Annotated in this window: 14 protein-coding genes, 2 pseudogenes and 1 other annotated feature; of the genes and pseudogenes, 11 read left to right on the top strand and 5 right to left on the bottom strand. The window is 37.3% G+C overall.

All coding sequences use genetic code 11. The annotated features are described in order from the left end of the window. Positions 1-14: 14 nt before the first annotated feature. Positions 15-442: pseudogene (locus tag R6U77_RS14655) on the bottom strand (GNAT family N-acetyltransferase). A 90-nt stretch (positions 443-532) separates the two neighbouring features. Then, positions 533-778, top strand: a binding site (T-box leader). 55 nt (positions 779-833) lie between these two features. Here R6U77_RS14655 and R6U77_RS14650 point away from each other — a divergent pair. Both R6U77_RS14650 and R6U77_RS14645 read left to right on the top strand, forming a co-directional pair. Beyond that, a complete protein-coding gene (locus tag R6U77_RS14650) occupies positions 834-2009 on the top strand; it encodes an MFS transporter (protein ID WP_319836209.1) in 1176 nt (391 codons plus the stop codon). A gap of 13 nt (positions 2010-2022) precedes the next feature. After that, positions 2023-2973 (top strand): tyrosine recombinase XerC, encoded by a 951-nt coding sequence (locus R6U77_RS14645; protein ID WP_319838380.1) that lies wholly within the window; start codon positions 2023-2025, stop codon positions 2971-2973. A 43-nt stretch (positions 2974-3016) separates the two neighbouring features. Here R6U77_RS14645 and R6U77_RS14640 read toward each other — a convergent pair whose 3' ends face one another. Next, positions 3017-3172, bottom strand: a complete 156-nt coding sequence (locus R6U77_RS14640) for a transcriptional regulator (protein ID WP_293928465.1) — start codon at positions 3170-3172, stop codon at positions 3017-3019. A 451-nt stretch (positions 3173-3623) separates the two neighbouring features. On the opposite strand from R6U77_RS14640, the gene R6U77_RS14635 reads away from it, so the two are divergent. After that, positions 3624-5327 (top strand): putative bifunctional diguanylate cyclase/phosphodiesterase, encoded by a 1704-nt coding sequence (locus R6U77_RS14635; RefSeq protein ID WP_319836208.1) that lies wholly within the window; start codon positions 3624-3626, stop codon positions 5325-5327. 113 nt (positions 5328-5440) lie between these two features. On the opposite strand, the gene R6U77_RS14630 is transcribed toward R6U77_RS14635, so the two are convergent. Further along, positions 5441-6850 (bottom strand): VanZ family protein, encoded by a 1410-nt coding sequence (locus tag R6U77_RS14630; RefSeq protein WP_319836207.1) that lies wholly within the window; start codon positions 6848-6850, stop codon positions 5441-5443. A gap of 311 nt (positions 6851-7161) precedes the next feature. Then, positions 7162-8532, bottom strand: a complete 1371-nt coding sequence (locus R6U77_RS14625; RefSeq protein ID WP_319836206.1) for a nucleoside-diphosphate sugar epimerase — start codon at positions 8530-8532, stop codon at positions 7162-7164. 364 nt (positions 8533-8896) lie between these two features. Between R6U77_RS14625 and R6U77_RS14620 the strand changes: the two genes are divergently transcribed. From R6U77_RS14620 to R6U77_RS14610, 3 genes are all read left to right on the top strand, one after another. Further along, on the top strand, positions 8897-13219 hold the full coding sequence (locus tag R6U77_RS14620) for an S-layer homology domain-containing protein (RefSeq protein WP_319836205.1): 4323 nt from the start codon (positions 8897-8899) through the stop codon (positions 13217-13219). 92 nt (positions 13220-13311) lie between these two features. Beyond that, positions 13312-14184: a GNAT family N-acetyltransferase gene (locus R6U77_RS14615; RefSeq protein WP_319836204.1), complete on the top strand. Its 873-nt coding sequence runs from the start codon at positions 13312-13314 to the stop codon at positions 14182-14184. Between the two features lie 148 nt (positions 14185-14332). Then, positions 14333-15316: a zinc-dependent alcohol dehydrogenase family protein gene (locus tag R6U77_RS14610; protein ID WP_319836203.1), complete on the top strand. Its 984-nt coding sequence runs from the start codon at positions 14333-14335 to the stop codon at positions 15314-15316. Positions 15317-15357: 41 nt separating this feature from the next. On the opposite strand, the gene R6U77_RS14605 is transcribed toward R6U77_RS14610, so the two are convergent. Then, positions 15358-15954: a YczE/YyaS/YitT family protein gene (locus R6U77_RS14605; protein WP_319836202.1), complete on the bottom strand. Its 597-nt coding sequence runs from the start codon at positions 15952-15954 to the stop codon at positions 15358-15360. 100 nt (positions 15955-16054) lie between these two features. Here R6U77_RS14605 and R6U77_RS14600 point away from each other — a divergent pair, with 100 nt between their 5' ends. The 5 genes and pseudogenes from R6U77_RS14600 to R6U77_RS14580 all read left to right on the top strand — a co-directional run bounded on the left by R6U77_RS14600 (position 16055) and on the right by R6U77_RS14580 (position 22599). Continuing rightward, a complete protein-coding gene (locus R6U77_RS14600) occupies positions 16055-16507 on the top strand; it encodes a MarR family winged helix-turn-helix transcriptional regulator (RefSeq protein ID WP_293927314.1) in 453 nt (150 codons plus the stop codon). Between the two features lie 12 nt (positions 16508-16519). Continuing rightward, positions 16520-17035, top strand: a pseudogene (locus tag R6U77_RS14595) (GNAT family N-acetyltransferase). A 270-nt stretch (positions 17036-17305) separates the two neighbouring features. Beyond that, positions 17306-18496, top strand: a complete 1191-nt coding sequence (locus tag R6U77_RS14590; RefSeq protein ID WP_319836201.1) for a multidrug effflux MFS transporter — start codon at positions 17306-17308, stop codon at positions 18494-18496. Positions 18497-19067: 571 nt separating this feature from the next. Further along, a complete protein-coding gene (locus R6U77_RS14585; protein ID WP_319836200.1) occupies positions 19068-20822 on the top strand; it encodes an ABC transporter ATP-binding protein in 1755 nt (584 codons plus the stop codon). Then, positions 20812-22599: an ABC transporter ATP-binding protein gene (locus R6U77_RS14580; protein WP_319836199.1), complete on the top strand. Its 1788-nt coding sequence runs from the start codon at positions 20812-20814 to the stop codon at positions 22597-22599. Before R6U77_RS14585 ends, R6U77_RS14580 begins: the two co-directional genes overlap by 11 nt. Positions 22600-22632 lie beyond the last annotated feature (33 nt).

The raw sequence follows: 22632 nt of genomic DNA, 5'->3' as shown, positions 1-22632 counted from the left end.
TCAATATGTAATCATTAAAGCGGCAAAACCATGATTGGCTCATTATCGCAAATTTCACCATTATCACGGAAGCCAAAGCTTTCATAGAGCTTTTTAGCGTGTGGATTATCGGTGCTGTAAGGAATCCAACAATAACGTGCAGGTCCTGCAGGGAAGGTACGTATAAATGCCAAAATTCCGCCATAGCTTTTCGACCATAGCCTCGTCCCTGATATTTCTGGTCAATCATCAAGCGCAAAATACAATGGCTATCATCTGCAATCGACGGCAGCTCATCGGTATAAATAGCGAATGGAAATGGCTGTCCGCCATTAGTCGCAAGAACATAGCATGAGGCAACGCTCGATAAGTTCGATGCAACAAAGCGACGTTGCTCCTCCTCAACCTCTAAATTAAAAATCGCACGGCGGTTCTCCAATGTAATCTCTCTTAAAGTAATCATGTAAACCCCCTCCTTTTGCACATAGTTTTGTTATTATAACACAAATAGAAAATCCTATGGACAATGACAACATCTGTATGCTAAAATCAGTGAAATACATTGAAGAGAAGAGTAGGTTTCAAGATACCTTAACAGAGAGCTCGGGTAGGTGCAAGCGAGCAGGTGGACGGAAGCTGAAGCAAGGCTTGGAGTAGCACATCGGATGAAGCATATGATGATGTGACGGGTTCTCCCGTTAACGAGACACAGTATGATTGTACTGATAGAGGCATAATTAGCGATAATTATGTGAAATAGGGTGGCAACACGTGTCGAAAAGTCGATTCCGTCCCTAAGGTGAAAATCTTAGGAGGTGGGATTTTTTTATTGCTTAAAATAAGGAGGAGACTTGATGACACGAACAAAAATCTATTTATTAACAAGCTTTTTTATTGCCAATATCGGTGAATGGGTTTATTTTATTGCACTGAATTTAATCATCTTAGCGTTAACAAGCTCCGCGACAAGCGTGACGATTCTTTATCTATTTATGCCGATCGCTATGCTAGTAACGAATAGTTGGGCTGGATCCTTTGTTGACCGTGTTAATATTAAAAAATTAGTTATTTATTTGCATCTTCTGCGAGCTATTCTCATTTTAATACTCGTTATGACAACACATATGCTAACCATTTATATACTCACGTTTTTCATTCAAATATTTACAGCGATTTATACAAATGCCATCTTTGTTTATTCAACGAAAGTAATTTCTGAAAATGAGCAACAACGCTTTAACGCCTGGAGAAGCATGGCACAATCATCCGGCTTTATATTAGGTCCAATGATTACGGGCCTGTTTTTCTTCATCGGTACAGCCCATTTAGCGATTGTCATGAATAGTATCGCATTAATAATTGCTGCATTACTTCTCGGAAAATGCCCTCATATAAGCGAGACAGGCATACAACAACGAGTTACGTTTGCAACGATTCAAGCTGATTGGCGCATCGTCTATCTATATGCCCACAAGCATCTTTCGATTAGCTTTATTTTTATTTTGAACGGTCTTTTCATTGTTTGCTTAACAGCTATCGATTCATTAGAGGCAGCATTTGCGACCAGAACATTACAAATGTCAGAAAGCACATATGGGCTGCTAGTCAGCATCGCGGGTATCGGCTTTATTGCCGGTTCGATTTGTAATATGAAATGGCTCGTTAAGCCGTTAAACGCTATCTTTTATGGCGTGTTATGCTGTAGCGTCGGTTATTTATGTTATGGGCTAGCACAAAATTGGTGGATGGCCGCACTTGGATTTTTTATTTTATCCTTCGCAAACAGCTTTGTAAGTGTCGGTTTTATGACCTATATTCAACAAGCGTTACCAGCAGCGATGTTAGGTCGATTTACTGCTATTTTTAGCTTACTTGAAGCATTTACAACCATCACTATTTTGCTGCTGCTAAGCATTGGCACACAAATCATTTCATTGCGAATACTTGTATTATTAGGCACTTGCTTGCTGTGGGGATTAGCCTTTTTATACGGGGTTTATTACATCAAGCATCGAAGTGCTGTATACTGAAAGGGAGGTGAAGATTGTGCTTCCGAAAATTTTAAAGGATTTTTTAATATATTTGACAACGATTACAGGAAAATCACAGCGAACACGCAAAGAATACGAATATGATTTAGTGCTGTTTTTTCGATTTTTAAAGGCAATCGAGCAGGATATTGCACTAACAGACTTACAAAAAATTAATATTTCCGATGTGACAATCGAAATGATTAAGGAAATTACGCTCGAGGATTTATATTTATTTATGGAATATTGCGAGGTACAACGAGGAAATTCGCCAGCCGCACGCGCGCGTAAAGTCGCGACATTAAAATCCTTTTTCAAATACTTAAAGGGCAAGCGTCGTTTAATAGAGGATAATCCAGCAGATGAGCTAGAAACACCGAAAATCGGAAGGAAAACGCCTGTTTATTTAAATTTGCAGGAGACACGTCAATTTATTGCAGCAACAACAGCACAGCCTTATAGCGAGCGCGATTATTGTATGATGATGTTTTTCTTAAATTTAGGTATTCGTGTTACCGAGCTTTGCTCCTTAAATTTGCAGTCGATTCAAGGACGTCATATTACAGTTATCGGAAAGGGCAATAAGGAACGCACTGTATTTATGAATGAAAGCTGCTACGAGGCCTTGCAGGCATATTTACCAAAACGCCATACCTATAAAGGGGACGGAGCTGAGCCGCTTTTCGTATCGCAAAAGGGAACACGCTTTGCAAGACAATCCATTGCGAAAATTGTTAAACAGTTGAATACAGCCACACTAAATAAGGAAAAGCTCACACCGCATAAGCTGCGCCATACATCCGCCACATTAATGTATCGTGCAGGCGCTGATATTCGCAGCCTACAGCATATATTAGGGCATTCCAGTGTAGCAACAACACAAATTTATACGCATATTGAGGACGAGCAAATTCAAGAAGTGATGAAAAATAATCCACTAAATGACAAAAACCAAACTTTATGAACCACTCATAAAGTTTGGTTTATTTATGTTTTTTCTTCATATATTAAATACCCGCTCGCACTGTGCGTGCCTGTTCTGTAAAGGATGCTAACTGCTCTTGTGATAATTGCAGTAAATAAAAGTGAAAATTGACAGGCTCAACACCGAATTGCTCACACTTTTCTAAGTAATGCTCATAGCCTTCACGATACATCGACATAAACAACACCCCTTTGTAATATAACAGATTTTATTTAATGATATTAATATAGTACAGAAATCCTTTACCTGTCAACCTATTTATTTCAGAAAATTCCGCATTATATAGTTTACATAATATTATTATTCGAAAAAATATATTCATTAAATAAATATTACGGATGTGAAGAATGTCATATTCTAATAAGTAGCGCTAATGATAAAATCACTATTGAATAGAACAAAGATAATAGATTATACTTATAGATAGTGCATTTTAGCTAAATTTTAACTCGATTCAGCACGATTTTCTGTTACAAAAGAAGATAATTCAATCAAAAGGGATTCAAGCCCCTTGCTGAAGCAAGTTAATTCTCCGGCGGATGTCACAGATTTTTTCGAAAATCTGGACAGCAATTACACGAAGATGTAATTGATTTGTAAGAGTAATTTATGAACAGGGAGAAAGTTAAATGATGAATAACTCTCATATTTTAACGAATATGGAGCTTACGTATGATGAGCTAAAGGATATTAAAGCCGCATTAGATGAATCAGCTATCGTAGCTGTAACAGATGGGCGCGGAATTATTACAAATGTCAATGATCGATTTTGTCAAATTTCCCAATATAGTCGTGCAGAACTAATTGGACAGGATCATCGCATTTTAAACTCTGGTCATCATCCAAAAGCATTTTTTAAAGAATTATGGCGCACAATTAGCAAAGGGGACACATGGAGCGGGGAAGTTTGTAATAGGGCGAAGGATGGAACGCTTTATTGGGTGCAAACGACAATTGTTCCGTTTTTAAATGACAAGGGGAAGCCATACCAATATATCTCGATACGCACAGATATTACCGCCCAAAAAAATATAAAAAAGTATACGCATTTTGCTTTTCACGATGATTTGACAGGTTTGCCAAACCGTCGTAGCCTTTTAAATACATTGGAAAGGCAAATGGAAATCGCTGAAAGAAATCAAACGAAATTTGCACTTTTTTTCATCGATATCAATCGCTTTAAAAATATAAATGATGGCCTTGGCCACAAAGTAGGAGATATGTTCCTACAGGAATTTGCTAAACGGTTAAATAGTATTGCTACAGAAAAAGATGCGGTTTTCCGATTAAACGGAGATGAGTTTGTCTACCTTTTAAAAGATGATTCACAAATTAAAGCAATCGCACAAAGCATTATCAATATTTGCAAAGAGAGCTTCAGCTTTTACGATTATGAGTTTTACATTAGCGTTAGCATGGGGATCAGTATATTCCCTGACCACGGTAATACAATATCAAAATTGTTGCGCTGCGCAGATATTGCGATGTATGCAGCTAAGCAAAAAAGCAGAAATAATTATGTTATCTTTGAAGCAAACATGAAAGGTGTCGATGACCGCTTACTGCATCTTGAAACAAAAATACACCAAGCGCTTCGAGATGATGCTTTCGAGCTTCATTATCAACCGAAGTATAGTTTGCAGGATAATAAAATGACAGGGATGGAAGCACTTATACGTTGGAATGATGATGAATTAGGCTTTATCCCACCAGATCAATTTATTCCATTTGCTGAGCGATGTGGTTTAATATCTGCAATTGGGGAATGGGTTTTAAAACAAGCAACTGCGCAAATAAAAAAATGGAACGAAGCCTACAATAGCCATTTACGCGTTGCAGTCAATATTTCGCCGATTCATATTGCAGAAGCAACCTTTATTCCGAGATTAGAAGCAATATTAGATGAAACGCAGGCAAACCCGCAGCATTTAGAAATTGAAATTACTGAAATGTCGATGATGGATTACACCGATGAGCTCATTGAAAAAATAAAAGAGATGAAAAAAATGGGCATTGCAATATCGCTAGATGACTTTGGTACAGGCTATGCCTCATTAAGCTATTTGCGTCAGTTTCCATTCGATGCCTTAAAGATCGATCGTACATTTATTCAAAACATCCGAACGACGCCTTCAGGTGAATCGATGGTTGCAGCGATTATTTCATTAGCAAATGCTTTAAATTTAAATGTTGTTGCTGAAGGTGTTGAACAATCTGAAGAGCTCGACATATTGAAAAAGCATAATTGTCAATCTGTGCAAGGATATTACTTCAGTAAACCATTAACAGTAGAAAATTTAACAGCATTACTAGCAGCGCAAAAGCAAAAATGAAAGCAGCCACTCTATTTTTAAAAATAAAAAGAGTCCCATATACGAGTCATATCTAATATATGGGACTTGCTTATTTTTGGACTGCCATTCTTTTTCTTACCAAACAATCTTATTTACTGAATAGCTGATATTAAAACTTCAATTAGGTAGTCCTGATCATTTACATTGCATGTAAATACATATACAGGCTGATAATAACCTTTTGTATCATAAGTATAGGTTAAGCGAACATTCTTTATCGTTAATGTATCACCTTTTTGTAAAGGCTGGTACGTGCTAAACTCTCCGTTTACCAATGCATTATATGCTTGCTGTTGTGAAATTAATTGCTTTTTCGCAACCATTTCATTGTCACTAATATCAAATAAGATGTCGGGTACTGGCTGATTAAACAGACTAATCATAACCAGACCTTTAGAGAAATCTTCACATGTGAATTGTAAATTCTCTGGTTCAGCTAAATCCCAACGAATTGTACGTTCATCTTGTTGCTGATAGATAGCGTTATTAGGTAGTAATCCTTCATTTTTTAACCAATTTTCTAAAAGTTGCTTCTGTTGTTTAATATCAACTTTTAAAGGGGCATCATTTATATTATCTAATGATACAGACCAAGAGCCATTTGACATGAAATACGTTAAATAATAGGCATTTCCTTCATCATCTTGAAATGTAAATATACGATTATCCCCATCAATCCGCATGCCACCTTGTTGTTGCAAATTAAATTGTTTTGCAATAGATTGAGCAATTAAATTTCCCTTTTTTACATCATTCACATCTTTATTGTAATAAACGCATGCGTTAAGTGATTTATTGGAAAGCTCCGTTTCCAGTTCCATTTTGATGTGCTCCATATTTTGTTTTTGAGCGGGTTTGAATGGCAGATTTCCAAATTCTTGTGCGTTATACACACCATTTGCCACACCAAATAACGCAATAAAAACTAGTGGAATAGAAATAGCTTTCACAATCGGGATGAATGTTAATTTTCGTTGTTCGTTCCATAAAATGAATACCATCACGATAAAGTACCCTGCTAAACTCCCAATGGTATTATGCAAAAGGTCATCTAATTCAAAAATCCCTTTACCCGTAATCAATTGGGACATTTCAATACAAGCCGTGAAAATAATTGATATGACGAGCACACGCCAAAATGATTTGTTTTTATGATGAATCAACGGTAATAGCACACCTAGCGGTACAAACATTAACATATTAAAGATGATTAATTGAAATTCAGTCAGCGACCAAGCATTCCATGCATTTATATAACTGGTGAATAAATCAAAATTAATCTGCCCTGTATACCTTGCCCCTCGACTGAGAGTAGTGATTCCAAGTACAACAATGAACCAACAAATAAGTAAGGTGATGAAAACAAATTTAGAAAAACGTATTGGATACTTTCTCTGATAAAATTTCCTATATATAAAGTAGCCAATCATCAAAATTGCGATGATAAAAATAGAATATTTTACATATGGTAAAAGACCGAATACTATACTAATTAAATCCATTATAACGTAACCTCCTAAATGATTTGACTTGTTCATTGTAGCAAGAAGTTCTTAAGGTTTTTTTAGTGTAAAACTTAAGATTTTATGAAGGATTTCAAAAAGATGGTTGCTATTCGCCTAGATAAATAGAAAACCAACTGTTTTGATTAAACTTTGTTTCAAAACAGTTGGTTTCCTTCTGTATAAAATCAGCATTTGCAATCAAGCTTTATTAAAAGCTACATCTATATAAAAAAGCAGAATTAGTCCTTCAACTAATTCTGCAAAAAGCTACTATAATGTGTAACATTCTTGTTAAATCTTTTAATAATTTATTCCGACAACAGCTTTTGCAATTGCTGCAGGTCTTCCTCCGCAATCAAAGTGCGATATTCCTGCAAAAGCTGCAAATCCACTTTAATCATATCTTTGTATGCCTCATAAAGAGGTACTGTTAAATGGCGCAATACGAGCGGCACAGGGTGTTTATGGTTAAAGCGTTTCATATACTTCAACATAAACTCCTCAGATAGCTGGCAGCTTGTATGCTCACCGAGCGCTTCAAAATCAATAAATTTAATATGTGCAACAATAAAATCCTCCGCTAAATAGCGATTATATCGGCAAATTTTTGTCCAATTTAATTGATTGCGATAACGATGTAGCCAATGCGGCTCCAGAACAGCACAAAGCAAATCTAATTGTACCTCGCTAAATGAAGCGATCATCTCGTCCATTTCTTTATTTGTTTTTCGTTTAAAGCCATGTGAATCATATTTTTGGCATGCCAAAGATGGGATACCTTTCACTAAATGCTCGCTACCGCTCCACTTATTTGGGCCAACATCATATTCAAAAAATTGTAAATCCATTTCCTCTTCAAGCTCGTCTAGCTCCATATAATGAACTTCCTGGCTTGCATAAAAGTTATCATCGTTAATAAACTGCTCCACATAATTAGCAAAGTCCTCGTTTAATGGTACTTGACGTGTCTGTAAAAAATCAATGAAATAGCGCTTAAAGGAGCCTGTTAAACGATTTAATACAGGATAGTTATATTGCAATGATGGTGACAGTTGGTCTAAATGCTCAATTAAATATTGCTCCGTTAAATATGGATTTGTTAAGCATATATGTGCAAAGCTAATTACTGATAAATATGGCTGTAAATCATTTGGATGCATTTGCGATGCACGTGAACGCCACTGAATATACTGTCTAATAAAACGTTTGCTGAAATCAGGATGCTGTTGCTGAATTTCCAATACCTGTTTCATGGATATTTGCTTCAACGTTGGCTCAATCATTTCTGGATTAAAATTTTCCGGGAAAGTGAGCGCTTCAAATTCCTTTTGAATATCATATTTTCGACGATTACTATGTGTTGGGAAGCTATATGACCCGATGGAACCTCGTTCCTCTAGCAATATATAAGCAAGCTCCTGCTTTTGATCGCGCGTTAAACGTACATGCTTCGGAAATTTCACAGAAGCAAAATACGTAACATTTGCCATATCGTAAAAGAATTTATAATCCCCTTCAGGTGTATATTCACTTTTTGTTGTATTGCGGCACCAATAAAGCAATGCACCATAAATTGGCTCATAATTAGAAAAGGTAATATTAGCAATGGAAAAAATATTATGTGACATCGAGTCATCATAAACCGTTTTTATAAAATCAATTTGTTTAATTTTTAGCATAATGAACCCCCTAAGCTATTATATACTTTCATGGAAGAAATGTGTAGGAAAGTGCCGCGTATCAATGCTTTTAAGCCATAGTTAAGAAATGGTGCCAACATAATTGGTTTTTCTCCAATGGAAGTTAAATTTTCTTAACATTATAAATAGCAAAAATTTATATAAAAATTTTATTTTTTAGTATAAACTACTTATACCACTTATAGTATGAACGTCACAGAAAGTTTAAATAGTAATTTTTACCTATTACTATCCAAAAAGGGTGGAACTAAATATAAAGAAAGGGAGATATTCCAACCTAAAGTGTAGACACTATGTATCTGTATAACAGTCCCCTCAATAATAAGAGAAAGAATGTGAGACTATGAAAAAGAAGAAAAATTTTAATAAAATTATGACATCTACAATTACGGCATCAGTTGTAGTCAGTACTTTAGCGACAGGCGCACCAAATGCTAATGCAGCCGAAGCGACATTCAAGGACGTGCAGTCAGATGCTTACTTTTACGAGGCTGTGAATAGTTTGCATGCACGTCATATTATTAGTGGCTATGAGGATGGCACATTCCGTCCAAATGAAACGCTAACGCGAGCACAGGTAGCGAAAATCATTGCACTTGCATTAAATTTGGATACAACAAACATCACAGATCCAGAATTTAAAGATGTATCGAAGGGGCACAGTGCCTATAAATATATCGCGGCTTTAGCCAATAAGGGAATTATTACAGGGTTTGAAGGAGAATACAAACCAAATCATCCTGTCACTCGTGCACAGGCAGCGAAAATTCTCTCTTTAGCCTATAGTTTCGACATAAAGGATTCACAGCAGCTCGTATTTACAGATGTGAAGCAAGGTGATTGGTTTAAAAATTATGTTGGTGCATTGATTGAAAATGACATCACAACTGGTACGACGCCAACAACATTTTCGCCTAATAAAAGTGTGACTCGTGGGCAAATAGCCGCGTTCGTTTATCGTAGTGAAAGCCAGCTCACACCTGTGCAAGTAAATGAAACAATAGCTACGATTACAAATGAAACTCTCGTTACATCTGAAAGAACATACACGCTTTCAGACGAACAAAAGAAATGGATAAACCCTAGTAATTTAGCAGCTCTAGAAGGAGCTAGATTAGCATTAACATCAAAGGGCAATAAAATCGAAAAAATACAATCTGTTGAACTTATTGCAAAGGGTACATCAAGTACAGATACAGCTAATCCCTATGCAAATCACGTTGTATTTGATGGAAACGGTGCAAGCATTGATGCGAATGTCACAGTAAATGGTGACTATATCACCATCAAAAATATCACAATTAAAGCGGATTTCCATGTGGGCCAAGGTGTTGAAAATTCTTTCTTTTCTGAATTTTTGAAAGTAGAAGGGAAAACAACGATTGATGATTCCTTACAAATAGCAAAGCTTGCTTCAACAAATCCTGTCCCTGTAGCTATCAATAATGCGAGAGGCAGAGTTGTTTTCAGTGAATTCCAGTTGGGTGATGTGGGAATCGATAAAAATGCAGATGTTATTTTCCTTGGAACATCTACAACAGTAGGAGAAATCATTGTTAATAGCAATGTCATGTTAACTGCTAACAGCTTGTCTAGGGTTGTTATTGCTCCAGGTGCTACTGATGTTACGATTAACTCAAATGTGAGCACTCTTGAAATCAGGAATAAAGAGTCAAAAGTAACGATAGGAGCAGAAATGAGAATCGGTAATCTAATCCTTCCGTCAGGATTAAAGCCTACTGATGTCATTCAAAACTATGATGCTATAAAAGAAAGAATCGAACTAATTAATGGAAGAAAGGATTCAGAGCCTACACCTGCAGTGCCTTCAGGAGGTGGTGGTAGTGGAATAACAGACACAACAGCACCAGCCGCAGTGTCAGGGGTCACTGGGTCAAGTCTAGATACAAACCCTCTAGCACTAGGTGGCTTGCAAAACAGCATTTCTTGGACAGCTAGTACAGCATCTGACCTTTCATATTATGAAGTATTTCGATCAACTAATTCAAATGGCACTACTGGCGCAACAAAAGTAAGCAGTAATATTGGAAAAGGAGTAACAACATTTACGGATACGTCTGTTGTTGCAGGAACAATATACTACTATACAGTTTATGCCGTAGATACGAGTAACAATCGCTCAGCTATTTCGAATGTGGCAATGGTGACTACTGTTACGGATTCCTTTGCATTAGCGCCAGCAGCACCAACGGGATTGCAGGGAGTATCTCCAACACTGGCAGGTAATGATGGGAAAATTACAGGCCTGGATGCAGGTAAGACTTATCAATATAAACAAATCATTGATACAAACTGGGTAGATGTACCTTTATTAGCGACAGAAATTACAGGCTTAAGTGCAGGAATCTATGAAGTTCGTTTTGCAGCAAATGGAAGCACACCAGCAAGTTTATCAACACCAGTGTCTGTTCCAAGTGCAGGACAATCACAAGCACCCTCATCTATCCAATTGATTAATTATGAAACACCAGGCAATGATGTTGTTGCTGTACCTACATTGCCAATAGGCTCAATCATTAATGTATATGATGCAAGTACAAATGGCAATATTATTGGAAGTTTGACAGTTACGACTGTCTCTCAATTTAATATGGTAAACATTCTAGGAGGTTTTCCTCTAGGTCTTGATAAAGTGTATGTAACGGTGACAGAGAGCGGAAAAACAGAAAGTGCAAGGGTAGAAAAAGGCGTACCAACGACTTTCCCGAATGCGCCAGCGATTAATGATATTACGGTTACTGACAATGCCTTTGGGGCAGATACAGTGAAAGTGAAACTTCCTTCACCAATAAGCGATTATATAATTACTGTATATGATGTGTTAGGCAATCAATTAACATGGAGTTTACTACCTGATGGAATTGATGAAAAAACAATTTCGATTTTCTCTGGTTTTGCCAACGGAACAACTGAAATTGATGTAGCGATTGTAAAAGTAGCAGATAATGGGACACAATATGCGGAGAGTTTAAGAACGCGCATGAGCGTTGAGGCGCTAGGAACTTTAACTGTTACTTCACTGGATGATCCATTAAGCAATGACAAAGTAACTATCACAGTCACTGAATCAGCAGATGCAGGAAATGAGTTTGCTTATAAAGTTTTTGATGATGTGGTTGCAGTTATGACAGGTAAACCATCATTTAATACAGATGTATCTTCTTGGGATGCACTTCCACCAGATGGGAAAATTACGGCAGCTGCTGGCAAGTTCGTAGTTGTAGTAGAAAGAACAACAACAGATAAACTTGCAAGAAAGATGGGACAAGTTATTGCGAACACAGTAGCGAATAATCCATTATTAGAAACAGTTACGATAGACGGGAAAGATGGCGTCAGCTCTCAAGATGGGCAAATGGAAACGATTCGCCTGAAGTTTTCAGCAAATATTGATCCAGCGACAGTCAATATTAATTCATTTACTATTCCTGGTTATACTGTGGAGTCTATAAAAGTAACAGATAAAAATGGAAGAACACCGCTACTTAGTGATGGTGTAACACCTGATTCTAGGCATACTCAAGGTGAAAATCAATATATCACAATTCGAGTTGCACCAGTGACTGGCACCCACTTTACACCAACAGTTATTCAAAATCCAAGCGTATCTATAGTAGATATGAATGGCGTGCATATAACTGGGATTAATGTGACAGCAGTGGATCAAGCTGCACCAGTGATTATTAGTTCAGCTTTCGTTGACAATGATGGTTCTAACAATGTAAATGCAGGAGACAAGCTAACCGTTACTTTCTCAGAAGAAGTAAATGTTAATTCTGGTAATTTAGTTGAATTAGTGGATGATTTCACATTAAGCAATCAAACAAATCCTACATTTGCTTTTGCTAATGATGATATCTTTGCACTTTCAGGAAATACGGTCACGGTCACATTAGGTGCGACGACCGTATCAAAAATCGAACCAAATACAACTATTACAATAAGTGATAATGGTAACAATATTTCTTTAAGAGACGCTGCCTCTAATAAAGCGAAGCCTCAAAAAGAATTTGTAGATGAAAATTCTTATTCTATTTCAAAAACAATAGATATAACGAATATTCCATTATCTACTTTACCAGCACCTACTGCAATAAAAGCACAAGGAACGAATGCAGGAACAATAAAGCTGACAGGCTTAACAAGTAGTGTTACTTATGAATATATAGTTGATGACAGTGCCACAACATCTGCTAGTACAAATTGGGCAGGGGCAGTAACAGCTCCCCTAATAGGAATCACTGAAATTGACAATATTCAGATCAATGCAGGGCAATATGTGCATATTCGTGTAGCTGCACCACCAGGGCAGCCAACAAATGCTATACAAGACATAGGGCAAATTGAATTAATTGATATTAAGCCTGCTGCAGCACCTGATATTTATACATCGTTACCGTCTAATGCAGGATTCACAAAATTATATAATTTTGATTCTAATCAGAGCTATGAATATTTTGTTGATAATAATAATAGCGCAGCAGATAATGCACCAGAATGGGCAACTGCTACACCTATAACGGGGGTTCCTTCTCTGGAAATTCAGGCTAGCTCCCCACAATATATTCATATCCGTATAAAAGCAACCGCAGAAAAACCTGCATCTTATATAAAAAGTCTTCCAGGGGTAGCTACTCCCCCTTAATACAGCCTATTAATAACCGAAAAGGATCACTATGTTAAGTGGTCCTTTTCATCTTTGTAGCTAAAATTATTTTTATATAGAAGGTAAAAATCATGCAAATTCAAAAATTAAAGCAAACAAAAGTAAATGAAGTATTCGCACATTTTAAAAATGTGAAGGGTGATTTTTTATTAAATAATTTAGACAACGACTCCTTTGTTATAGGCATTTCAGCGGATAAAAATGAGAAAATACTTGGGCTTGTCTTAGCGGAATATAAAGAGCTAAATAGGATGGGCATCATTTATTCGGTCAATGTTAGAGAGAACTCGCAAAATACAAACATGGAAGAAAAGCTATTGAAGTTTGCCGAAAAGGAACTGAAGGCAAAAGGAGCTAAAGTTTTATACACCAATATTTTTCCTGAAACAAGCCCAAATATGAAATTTACATTAAGAAAGCAGTCGTGGATGCCACCAGCTTTAGATAAGACGCATTTTATTATTAGTGTGAAGGATATGAACCAAGAAAAATGGATTGAAACGAGCACTTTTCCTGAAGGTTTCTCTATTAAAAGCTTGAATCAAATTCATGAAACAGAGCTAGAACCCTTACGTAATGCCAATTGGTATCCTAAGCATTTATCACCCTTAGAGGATTTTCAATTTGGTGAAACGAGCCCACAAACAAGCTTTTGGGTTTACTTTAAAGGAGAAATCGTTGGGTGGATCTTAAGTAAAAATATCAATAATGAATATTTAGTTGTTACATCTCTCTTTATTAAAGAGGATTGTAGAAGTCATTATATTTTACGTCCATTATTGGGGGAGGTAATAAAAAATCAACTCCAACTTCACATACCTTATACTCATTTTGATGTGAGGAATCAAGATAACAAGGTATTAAAATTTTTTAAACGTTTTTTTAGACGTTATATTTATCAGACAATAGAAATTCATAGTTCGTATAAAATATTAAGACCGTAATGCCAGCTCATGAATAAAAGGAAACCGCTTCAAGGGATGGAGCGGTTTTTATAATGCCACAGAATACCGTAGTATACATTTTAAAAAAATTATATACTTGTCCATAGGGCTTTCATAAAAAGTCACCAAAAAGAAGGAGATGACAAGAATGAAAGCAAAATATATCGCATTTCATGAGTTTGGTGAACCAGCAAGTGTGTTAACTGTAACAGAAACAACTGTTGAACCACCAGCAAGTGACGAGGTGCTTGTACGCATGCTAGCAAGGCCCATCAACCCTTCTGATTTAATTCCGATTAAGGGAGCCTATGCTCATCGCATTCCCTTGCCAACAATCCCAGGCTATGAAGGTGTTGGGATTGTAGAAGATGTTGGGACAAATGTGAATAAAAATTTAATTGGGCAGCGCGTACTACCACTAAGAGGTGAGGGCACTTGGCAGGACTATGTAAAGGCGCCTGCTGCACTCGCCATTCCTATTCCCAAAACAATCGATAGCTTTACAGCTGCGCAAATGTATATTAATCCAATTACTGCATGGGTCATTTGTACGGAGGTGCTAAAGCTAAAGCCAACAGATACACTCGTTGTCAATGCATGTGGCTCTGCGATTGGACATGTTTTCGCGCAATTATCGAAGGTGCTTGGCTTTCGCTTAATTGCCATTACACGAGCAGCTATACATACGGAGCAGCTATTAGCACTAGGCGCTGCTCATGTCATTTGCTCAGAGCATGCTGTTCGAGAAAAAATAATGACATTAACGAATGGACTAGGGGCAAGTGCCGCTATTGATTCAATTGGTGGGGCAGCAGGAACAGAGCTAGCCTTTTCCTTACGTCCACAAGGTCAATTTTTAACAATTGGTCTGCTATCAGGTATACAAGTCGATTGGACAAAAATTGCAAAGGACGCACAAGCAAACGCTGCAATCTTCCATTTGCGTCATTGGAATAAAAAAATCTCTATCGCTCACTGGCAAAACACGTTCAATCAATTAATGACATTAATTGAACAGGGGCAATTAAGCTTTATGCCCGCCGTTGCCACATATGATTTAGCTAATGTCAAAGAGGCTGTACAGCATGTGGAAGCCGCTAAAAGGAAAATGGGTAAAATTTTTTTAGTTTGAGAAAAAGGGCTGCCGAATGTTTATAAGCAGTCCTTCTATCGTTATGTAACAAAGCGGCTCAAAGCTTTTTCTGTGTAGGGCATAAAGAAATGAAGAAGAAAGCCACCTAGGCAAACGGTTAACACTGTTCCAATGCCAATAGGGCCATGAAATAGCATCGCTAGCACTAGAAATACAAAATAAATTAACGTTCTGGCTATTAGCAAATTTGTTTTCATTAATTTTTGAAGAAGCAATGTAAGCCGATCAATAGGAATCGGGGCAAAATTAACATACAAATAAATAGCTGTGCCTAACCCTATTATAACTAAGCCAACGATAAAGCAAATTGCTTGGGTATACCATACTGTTGGCATTAACGTATCACGCCATAAAAAAAGCCACAAATCAATACCAACCCCTGTAATGAATGCTGTTACTAAACCTAAAAATTCTGGTCTTTGCCTCGCTAAAATCGCGTTACAGCCTATCAGTAGTATCGCAATAACAATTTCCCAGCTGCCAACCGTCAATCCTACATGTATAGATAATCCTACTAGCAATGCGTCAAAGGGGGATGTCCCTAAATTGGATTGAATCGTTAAAGAAATACCAAGTGTTAACATCATAATACCTATCAGATAAAAAATATACTTCATAATGTTTGCACCCTCATTTTTATGTTGCAAATACAACAAAATTAAATTATATTAACTATATAATTTTTTTATTGTATTTGCAACATAAAGGAGGTTGGCAATGACAGAAATTCTTCGTGAAATTGGCATGATTGCTAGAGCACTAGATTCCATTAGTAATATTGAATTCAAGGAATATGATTTAACCAAAGGTCAATATTTGTACCTTGTACGAATATGTGAAAATCCAGGTATTATTCAAGAAAAGCTAGCTGAAATGATTAAAGTAGACCGAACGACCGCAGCTCGTGCGATTCAAAAGCTAGAAACGAATGGCTTTATTGAAAAAAGAAATGATGAGCACAATAAAAAAATTAAAAAGCTGTTTCCAACAACTAAAGGAAAAACGATATTTCCGATCATTAAAAGAGAAAATGATCACTCAAACAACATCGCGTTAACAGGCTTCTCAACTGAGGAAGCAGAGCAAATTTTCCAGCTGCTAAAAAGAGTTCGGGAAAATGTAGAGATAGACTGGGAGCTCGTCAAAAAAGGTCATAAAAGAAACTACTAAAGGAGCATATAGATGACAATTACAATTAAAAAATGTCAGCAAGCCGATGTGAAAAAGTTACAGGAAGTAAGCATTGAAACATTTGAAGAAACGTTCAAAGATCAAAACAGCACTGAAAATATGGAGACCTATTTAGCCAAAGCATTTAATGAAGAGCAGCTTCTAAAAGAGCTAGCAAACGAGCTCTCGGAATTTTACTTGATTTATGTCGGGGGAGAAGTAGCAGGCTATTTAAAGGTCAATATCAGCGAGGCATAAAGTGAGAATATGGGCGATACAACGCTTGAAGTTGAGCGAATTTATATTCGCAATCGCTATCAAGGACAAGGCTTAGGCAAACATTTAATGAACAAAGCTATAGAGCGTGCAACAGCACAAAACAAACAAAGCATTTGGCTCGGTGTTTGGGAGAAAAACGAAGCTGCTATTGGATTTTATCAAAAGGCAGGCTTCATTAAAATAGGTGCACACGCCTTTTACATGGGCGACGATAAGCAAACAGATTGGATTATGAAGAAATCCATATAAACCTATTTAAATTGTTCATGGAAAAAGTAATCATCTTAAATTACTAGGTGATTACTTTTTATTTGCCTCTTGAAATTTAAATTGATGGAGTAGAAAGAATTAAACTTTTTATTGAATGCTTACTAAAAAGATAGTATGATTTCCTATGTATTTTTAATGGAAGGAAGTGAACTCATGAGTGATTTAGAAAAAATTAAACTCATGAAGCCACCATTTCCCAAGCTACGATGTTTTTCTTTCAAACCTATAATTATCTAGGAGAGGATTATTTTGAAGAAAAACATCGAAAACAAAGCACCTAGCTTATTATTACTGATTGTATTAGTAGGCTTCCCACAAATTAGTGAAACCATTTTTAGCCCATCATTACCTTCTATCGCAGAAGCGTTTGAAGCTTCTATGAGTGATGCACAGCTTACGATGAGTGTGTACTTTATCGCTTTTGCCTTCGGGGTATTTTTCTTTGGGCGTTTATCCGATAAAATCGGTCGTCGCAAGGCAATGATTTATGGGCTGTTTTTATATTTTGTTGGTAACATATTTTGTTTAGTAGCAAATGAAATGGTAGTTTTATTAATAGCACGTTCTATTCAAGCGTTTGGTGCAAGTGCTGGCTCAGTTGTGACACAAACGATTTTACGCGAAAGTTTTTCTGGCATTGAGCGACATAAATTGTTCGCTCAAATTTCAGCTGCCCTTGCCTTCACACCTGCCCTTGGTCCGTTAATTGGTGGCTTTACCGATTATTATTTTGGCTTTAAAGTCGTATTTTGGGTGTTAGTCGTTATGAGTGTTATTGTATTTTGCTATGCGTTTTTACGCTTACCTGAAACAATGCTTACTACAATCGATACGAAGCCTTTCATACCGATAATAAAACGCATGATTACAAATGCCCGTCTATGGCGCTATAGCATATTAATAGGCGGTATTAACGGTGTATTATTTAGCTACTATGCCGAAGCACCGTTTATTTTTACAAAATACTTTACACTGACAAGTGCAATGTATGGTTTTTTAGGTATTATCGTTGCGCTCTCTTCTATCGCAGGTGCGATGCTATCTAAACGACTCGTTAGCCATACAAAACCTGAGAAGATTATCGTATGTGGGTTAGCTATTATGCTCATCGGTACAACACTAGCCACATCGGTACATTTTTTGCCGATTACATTACAAATGACAATTATGATTGTTAGCGTGTTCATTATTTTATTTGGTACAGGGATCGCTTTACCAAATTGTTTAAGCTTAGCACTCATTGATTTTCAAGACGTCATTGGTTCTGCGGGTGCGATATTTAGCTTAAGTTATTATTTACTCGTCAGTGCTACAATCTATGGGATGAGTGTTTTTCATAACGGAACACTCCTTGCGATGCCACTATATTTTTTAGCATTAGGGATTGTTATGCTTTTCATAAGCTTGCCCTTACTTTATAAAAAAAGATGCGATATTTGAATAATGTCATGATGCTTTAACAAAAAATAAATACTTGACCATCATGCCACATAATCTGAAAGTGGTTATTTACAGGTAGGAATCCATTTTGATTAATCTTTTGTCAAAATGGATTCTTTTTATTTGTCTAGAATGAGTTTTTGCGTGATATTTTTAATCAGACTTTCTTTCACCCTAACAAAAGTCGATGGAGAAAATAAAAATTTCACAGCAAATGCATGCCCCCTCTAATTATAGCCCGTCATATCAAGCTTCACTAGGATTGGTGTTCAGCGGAGGAGGTCGGGTTAAGAAGGGATTTTCTAGTTAAATATGAAACAATAAAATCATGCTTCAAGGGACTTCTTTTTTGCAAAAAAACAAATTCTCGCATAAGATAGTAACATCTATAAAATGTAAAACTATAATTGAATAAAATGAAACATCAAATTGGACAGTTCATCGCCCATCTCAAATATTTTGAGGTGGGCGTCTTGTGTCAGTAACGATTATTCATAGGGATGAGATCTATCACACCGAAGCTTTTACTCATTATAGTTTGCGCGCTAACAAGACAAGGAGGAATGCAAATATGCTGAAAATATTTGCCTACTTAAGCCGCAAGGAATGGCTGCTTATTCTAACAAGTATCATCTTTATTATTGGACAAGTTTGGCTCGATTTAAAGCTGCCTGACTATATGTCCGAAATTACAACACTTGTACAAACACAGAGCAGTGGAACGAGGGATATTTGGCTCGCTGGTGGGAAAATGCTGCTGTGCGCACTGGGGAGTGCATTATTAGCAGTAATTGTTGGTTATTTTGCTGCAATGGTTGCGACATCACATGCTAAAACATTGCGCAAAACATTATTTGAAAAAACATTATCCTTTTCATTACAGGAAATTAATCGTTTTTCCACAGCCAGCTTGATTACGCGCTCCACAAATGACATTGCACAAATTCAACAAACTGTTGCAATGGGGTTACAAGTAATGATTAAAGCGCCAATTTTAGCCGTTTGGGCTATCTGGAAAATTTCCGATAAAAATTGGCATTGGTCGTTTGCAACAGGTATCGCAGTGCTTGCACTACTCATTATGATTAGCACATTAATTATTTTCGTCTTACCGAAATTTAAAATTGTGCAAAGATTAACAGATAACTTGAATCGTGTGACACGAGAGGGACTGATGGGCATTCATGTAGTACGTGCCTACAATGCCAAGGAGTATCAAGGCGAAAAGTTTAATAGTGCTAATACACAACTAACAAATACGAATCTACTCGTCAATCGCCTAATGGCAATTATGCAGCCTGGTATGGCGCTAATTATGTCAGGTTTAACGCTGTCTATTTATTGGATTGGTGCACATTTAATTATGGATGCAGGAGGCACAGAGCGAATCGGCTTATTCAGCGATATGATTGTTTTCACAGCCTATGCAATGCAGGTCGTGATGGCATTTATGATGCTGGCGATGACCTTTATTTTACTGCCGAGAGCATCTGTATCTGCAACGCGTATTAATGAGGTATTGTCGACAGAGGCAGTAATTATTGATGGTCAGCTAACAGCTGCACCAACGAATCGTAAAGGGGAAATTGAGCTGCGTAATGTGAGCTTTAAATACCCAAATGCAGAGGAGTATGTCTTACAAAATATTAACTTCACTGTTCAACAAGGGGAAACGGTTGCCTTCATCGGCTCGACAGGTAGTGGGAAAAGTACATTAATCAACTTAATTCCACGCTTTTATGATGTAACGGATGGGGAAGTGCTAATTGATGGTGTGAATGTAAAGGAATATACGCAGGAGGCACTGCATGACAAGCTCGGCTATGTATCGCAAAAGGCAGTACTATTTTCAGGTACAGTGAAATCCAATGTTGCTTATGGGAAATCGTCAACAGAGGCGCAAGTGGAAAAAGCCATTGCGATTGCACAAGGGCAAGACTTTGTTGAAAAAATGGAGGATTCCTACGAGGCTACTATCACACAAGGCGGAACAAACCTTTCTGGTGGGCAAAAACAGCGTCTTTCCATTGCGAGAGCGATTAACCGTGAGCCTGAAATTTTCATTTTCGATGATTCCTTCTCGGCGTTAGATTACAAAACAGACCGCCAATTGCGCATGGCTTTAAAGCAAGAAACACAAGGTGTGACGACATTAATTGTGGCACAGCGTATCGGCACAATTAAAGATTGCGATAAAATTATCGTATTAGATGAAGGAAAAATCGTTGGTATAGGTAAGCATGAGGAGCTCTTACAAAATTGCCAAACATATCAAGAAATTGCTTATTCACAGCTATCAAAGGAGGAGCTTGAAAATGACAAATAACCCTCAAAGTTCTGAAAAGCAACAACAAAGCTTTAAGCAAGCATGGGGCAAGCTCATTGCTTATTGTAAGCCTTATTTATTTGCTATTATTTTTGCGCTAATTCTAGCAATCTTCGGCACGGTTTTCACGATTATTGGTCCTGAGAAGCTAAGCGATATTACGGATTTAATCGCAGAGGGCATGATGGGCACAATGGATATCGAGGCGATTGGCAAAATCGGTCTGTTTCTAGCGGTGCTTTACGGTTTAAGCTTTGTCTTCACATATATCCAATCCTTTATTATGGCGACGATTACACAGCGGATTTCGAAAAAGCTGCGCAACGATATTTCAAATAAAATGGATAAATTGCCGTTGAAATATTTTGATTCAACGACACATGGAGATGTTTTAAGCCGTGTGACAAATGATGTTGATACGATTGGGCAAACATTGAACCAAAGCATCGGCTCATTAGTAACAGCTGGTGTCATGTTTTTTGGCTCGCTCATTATGATGTTTTGGATTAATGTGCCACTGGCATTATCAGCAGTTTCCGCAACAGTTGTCGGCTTTGTGCTGATGTTTCTTATTATTTCAAAATCGCAAAAATACTTTATTCGACAGCAGGAAGACTTAGGGAAAATTAACGGCCATATTGAAGAAATGTACTCTGGGCATAATGTTGTCAAAGTATATAACGGTGGACAAGAGGCAACACGTACATTTGATGAAATTAATGAACGTCTCTTTACGAGTGCATGGAAGTCACAATTTATGTCGGGTATGATGATGCCCTTAATGATGTTTATTGGTAATTTAGGCTATGTTGTTGTCTGCGTTGTAGGGGCAGCACTCGTTGTTAAAGGCTCCATTACCTTCGGGGTGATTGTTTCCTTTATGGTCTATATTCGCTTATTTACACAGCCTTTAGCACAATTGGCACAAGCAGCAACAAGCTTACAGGCAACAGCTGCGGCAAGCAAACGCGTTTTTGAATTTTTAGAGGAAGACGAGTTAGAGGATGAGCGTCATAAAACTGAGGTCTTAGTGGCGAAAAATGTCGAGGGACATGTAGCGTTCAAAAATGTGCAGTTTGGCTATATGGAAGACCATCTTGTTATCAAGGATTTTTCAATGAATATTCAGGCAGGGCAAAAGGTAGCCATTGTCGGTCCAACAGGTGCTGGGAAAACAACGCTTGTCAATTTGCTAATGCGCTTTTATGAAGTAAATCGTGGGGAAATTACCATTGATGGTGTGCCAATCCAATCAATTACGCGTGAAAACGTCCACGAGCTATTTTGTATGGTGCTACAGGATACATGGCTATTCGAAGGAACGATTAAGGAAAATATTATTTATAACAAAGCCGATGTGACAGATGAAGAGGTTGAAGCTGCTTGTAAGGCAGTTGGCTTAAATCACTTTATTAAAACATTGCCAGAGGGCTATAACACGCTATTAAATGATAAAGCAAGCCTTTCTGTTGGACAAAAGCAGCTTTTAACGATTGCTCGAGCGATTGTGAAAAAAGCACCTTTGCTTATTCTGGATGAAGCAACGAGCTCTGTTGATACGCGAACAGAGGTGTTAATTCAAGAGGCGATGGACAAGCTGATGGTAGGCAAAACATCGTTTGTTATTGCACACCGACTATCAACGATTAAAAATGCGGATGTAATTTTAGTGATGAAAGATGGCGATGTGATCGAAAGTGGCAGCCACGAGCAGCTCATTGCCCAGCAAGGCTTTTATGCGGATTTATATAATAGCCAATTTGAGGATGCTTCGTAAGAAAGTCGATTATCTGAAAAGGCATGTCCTTTT

The organism is Lysinibacillus louembei, assembly GCF_033880585.1.
In the GTDB taxonomy this organism is placed as follows: Bacteria; Bacillota; Bacilli; order Bacillales_A; family Planococcaceae; genus Metasolibacillus; species Metasolibacillus louembei.
The sequence above is the reverse complement of the archived record's forward strand: the minus strand, read 5'-3'. Positions and strand labels throughout refer to the sequence as shown.